This is a genomic window from Pseudomonas sp. SDO5522_S412 (genome assembly GCF_054071215.1).
On sequence record NZ_JBSVWQ010000349.1, the window covers coordinates 1 to 4,100 of the forward strand.

Annotated in this window: 4 protein-coding genes; 2 read left to right on the top strand and 2 right to left on the bottom strand. The window is 61.1% G+C overall.

Annotation, left to right across the window (positions count from 1 at the left end; translation table 11 throughout):
- Positions 1–58 precede the first annotated feature (58 nt).
- Positions 59–451 carry a YbaN family protein gene (locus ACW9I6_RS31135; protein ID WP_004371165.1) on the bottom strand — a complete coding sequence of 131 codons (393 nt, stop codon included), beginning with the start codon at positions 449–451 and terminating at the stop codon, positions 59–61.
- A 20-nt stretch (positions 452–471) separates the two neighbouring features.
- Positions 472–1,059, bottom strand: a complete 588-nt coding sequence (locus ACW9I6_RS31140) for a UPF0149 family protein (RefSeq protein ID WP_004371163.1) — start codon at positions 1,057–1,059, stop codon at positions 472–474.
- 276 nt (positions 1,060–1,335) lie between these two features.
- On the opposite strand from ACW9I6_RS31140, the gene recQ reads away from it, so the two are divergent.
- Positions 1,336–3,462 (top strand): DNA helicase RecQ, encoded by a 2,127-nt coding sequence (gene recQ, locus ACW9I6_RS31145; protein ID WP_004371161.1) that lies wholly within the window; start codon positions 1,336–1,338, stop codon positions 3,460–3,462.
- Positions 3,463–3,583: 121 nt separating this feature from the next.
- A complete protein-coding gene (locus ACW9I6_RS31150) occupies positions 3,584–4,018 on the top strand; it encodes a MarR family transcriptional regulator (protein WP_004371158.1) in 435 nt (144 codons plus the stop codon).
- The last annotated feature ends 82 nt before the right edge of the window (positions 4,019–4,100 follow it).

Here is a 4,100-nt window from a genome sequence, read left to right on the forward strand (position 1 = left end):
TCAGCCGATACATGTGCTGACTGATCCACCGTATTCGCGAGCAAGCCCGCTCCCACATTTAGTCCTGCGGTGCCTTGGGCAAGGTCTTCTGCCGCAAAATATAAACCGTCACCAACACCGCACTGGTCAGCATGAACCCTCGCGCCCAGATCAGCGGCACCAGGTAGCAGGAAAACCCGATACTCACCCACATCAACCCAATGGCATACACCTTGCCCTTGAGCGGAATCCCGTTGCCATCCAGATAGTCACGAATCCACGGCCCCAGGCGCGGGTGTTCCACCAGCCAGTGGTAGAAGCGCGGGGAGCTACGGGCAAAGCAGGCGGCAGCCAGCAGAAGGAAGGGGGTAGTGGGCAGCACCGGCAGGAAGATGCCGATTACCCCGAGCGCCACGCTCAACCAGCCGATGGCCAGCAGAACGTAACGCAGGATCACGGAACGGTTGCCCATGGGCGCCACGGGCAAAGGTCTTAGTGGTGGCGAGGCTTGAGGATCGCCGGCTTTTCGTCAGGTGCGTTGCACAGCAGGTACAGGGCGGTCAGCGCTTCCGGGATCTGAACGATCATGTCGTCCATCAGGTTGGCGTCGGCGGCGATGTCGGAGAACTCAGGTTGCTCGTCGAACAGGCCGGAACCGACCATGATCGGCAGCAGCATTTCGCTGACTTCTTCTTCAGCCGTTTCGAACCAGGCCTCTTCACGCAGGAACACGCCTTCCATGAAACCGATGCACCAGCCGCGCAGTTCGGAGTCGTCCGGGTCTTCGCCCAGGTCCAGGTCGCAAGGCAGTTCGAACTCTTCATCGGAAGCCAGTTGGCGGCCAATGTGAGCCTTGAGGGCCAGCAGGGTCGATTCGATTTCTTCGCGCTGGGCGGCATCACTGTAGTGAGGCTCTTCGGAGAACAGGGCGTCGATCCATTCACGGTCGGGAACGACATCGGAGCATATCGACAGCGCGGTCAGATAGCCGTGGGCGGCCACGTAGTCCAGCGCCTCGTCGTGCAGCTCATCGGCATCGAGGAAGGCTTGCAGGCGGGTTAGTTGCTCAGCGAAGGACATTGACGGACTACCTTGGGAATAAACGATGGGCAATTCTAGGCTTTCTTGAGCTGCCAGGCCAGCCGCAGCACAGATTTGAGAGGTATTTGAGCCCGGCGGCAATTCACCAACGGCACCCTTTGCCGGGTAACGCTCGGGTATACTGCCGCGTTTTGTGATGCCCCTGCAGGCCAAGCGCCAGTCGCGGGAAAAGTTCGCTTACGGATTATTTCCCGCTCAAGCGTGCTTTTTCGACCAGCCTGTACAGAGGGATTTCGGCGATATTTGGAGTTTTTCATGCTCGAGCAGGCTCAACGCGTCCTCAAGGACATCTTCGGCTACGACAGTTTTCGTGGCCGCCAGGGTGCGATCATTGAGCGCGTGGCCAACGGCGGTGACGCCCTGGTGCTGATGCCTACCGGCGGCGGCAAGTCGCTGTGCTTCCAGGTACCGGCACTCCTGCGGGAAGGGCTTGCGGTGGTGGTGTCGCCGTTGATCGCCCTGATGGACGACCAGGTGGCCACCCTTGAAGAGCTCGGCGTGGCGGCTGCTTCGCTGAACTCCACCCTCAGCGCCGAACAGCAGCGTGACCTCGCCGCCCGGATCAAGCGCGGCGAAGTGAAGATGCTTTACCTCGCCCCCGAGCGCCTGGTGCAGCCACGGATGCTGGCGTTCCTGCAGAGCCTGGAAATCGCCCTGTTCGCCATCGACGAAGCCCACTGTGTGTCCCAATGGGGCCACGATTTCCGTCGTGAATACCTGCAACTGGGCCAACTGGCGGAACTGTTCCCCAACGTCCCGCGCATCGCCCTGACCGCCACCGCCGACAAACGGACCCGCGAAGAAATCGTCGAGCGCCTGCACCTGCAGAACGCCGAGCGCTTCCTCTCGAGCTTCGACCGGCCGAATATCTTTTACCGCATTGTGCCCAAGGAACAGCCGCGCAAGCAGTTGCTGGCGTTCCTCTCCGATCGGCGCAGCGACGCCGGCATTGTCTATTGCCTGTCGCGCAAGAAGGTCGATGAGGTCGCCGCATTCCTCAGTGAACAAGGCTACCCGGCACTGCCGTATCACGCGGGCTTGCCCAACGAACTGCGGGCCTACCACCAGAAGCGCTTCCTCAACGAGGAAGGCCTGATCATGGTCGCCACCATCGCGTTCGGCATGGGCATCGACAAATCCAACGTGCGCTTCGTGGCCCACATGGATTTGCCCAAATCCCTTGAGGCGTACTACCAGGAAACCGGGCGTGCCGGCCGTGACGGCCTGCCGGCGGATGCGTGGATGGTCTACGGCCTGCAAGACGTGGTGATGCTCAAGCAGATGCTGCAGAACTCCGAAGGCGACGAGCGCCACAAGCGCCTGGAACAGCACAAGCTCGACGCGATGCTGTCGCTGTGTGAAGAAACCCGCTGCCGTCGCCAGACCTTGCTCGCCTACTTCGACGAAGACATGCCCAAGCCCTGCGGCCACTGCGACAACTGCGTGGACGGCGTGCAGACCTGGGACGCCACCGAGCCGGCGCGCCAGGCGTTGTCGGCGATCTACCGCACCGGCCAGCGCTATGGCGTCGGCCACCTGGTGGACGTGTTGCTGGGCAAGGACAATGAAAAGATTCGCAGCTTCGGCCACGAAAAACTCTCGGTCTACGGTGTGGGCAAGGCCCGCGCCGAAGGCGAGTGGCGCTCGCTGTTCCGGCAGATGGTCGCCCGTGGCCTGGTGGACATCGACCTGGAAGGCTACGGCGGCCTGCGCCTGAACGACAGTTGCCGGCCGCTGCTCAAGGGCGAAGTCAGCCTGGAGCTGCGCCGCGACCTCAAGCCGCAAACCACCGCCAAGAGCAGCACCAGCCAGGCCAGCCAACTGGTGCGTTTCGAAGAGCGCGAACAGTGGGAAGCCCTGCGCGCGCTGCGTAAGAAGTTGGCGCAGGAACACAGCGTGCCGCCTTACGTCATCTTCCCGGACTCCACCTTGCTGGAAATGCTCCGCGACCATCCCACTACCCTCGGCGAGATGGCCAGGGTCAGCGGCGTCGGTGCGCGCAAGCTGGAGCGTTATGGCCAGGCCTTCCTCGAAGTGCTCGGCGGCCAGGTCGAGGCGCCGAAAGAGGTCGCCGACATCCGCCACGAGTTGATCAGCCTCGCCCGTGCCGGCATGACCCCGATCCAGATTGCCGGGCAGCTGCAGTGCTCGGAAAAGAACGTCTACACCTTGCTCGCCGAGTCCATTGGCAAGCAGCAGTTGTCGTTGGAGCAGGCCCTTGATCTGCCGGAAGATTTGCTCGGTGAAATCCAGGATGCATTCCTGGATGGAGAAGGCGAATTGCCACCCGTTTCCGAGATTGCGCCGCTGTTTACCGGCCGCGTTCCCGAGGGCGTTTTGTACTGCGTAAGGGCCGCTTTGCAGTCGGAATTCGAGATTTGATGTGCCAATTACGACAATGTAACGAATCAGTACATACCGGGTCTTGCCTACTGGCATGGGTCATGCTTAGCTGACTAATAATTAGCCACACTTTATTTTCAGTCTAATCCATGAGTTTTTTATGCCGTTAACCGATCAACACCGTTTTGGCATGCAGTTGGCGCATATGTCCCGAGGATGGCGTGCCGAGCTGGATCGCCGCTTGGCAGGTTTGGGACTGTCCCAGGCACGCTGGCTGGTGCTGCTGCACCTGGCCCGTTTTACCGAACCGCCTACCCAGCGTGAGCTGGCGCAGAGCGTCGGGGTAGAGGGGCCCACCTTGGCCCGTTTGCTCGACAGCCTGGAAAGCCAGGGCCTGGTGCAACGCCAGGCCGTGGTGGAAGACCGCCGCGCCAAGCGCATTGTGCTGTGCGACACCGCGAAGCCGCTGATCGAGCAGATCGAGACCATCGCCACGGCCTTGCGCCATGAGCTGTTTGTGGGTGTCGATGAAGAGGATCTGCGGGTGTGCATGCGGGTGCATGAACACATCCTCGGAAATCTCGAGAAGTCCTGACCCCAGGTACACAGAAGATCAAAAATGTGGGAGCGGGCTTGCTCGCGAAGGCGGAGTGTCAGTGAATATATGTGCTGACTGA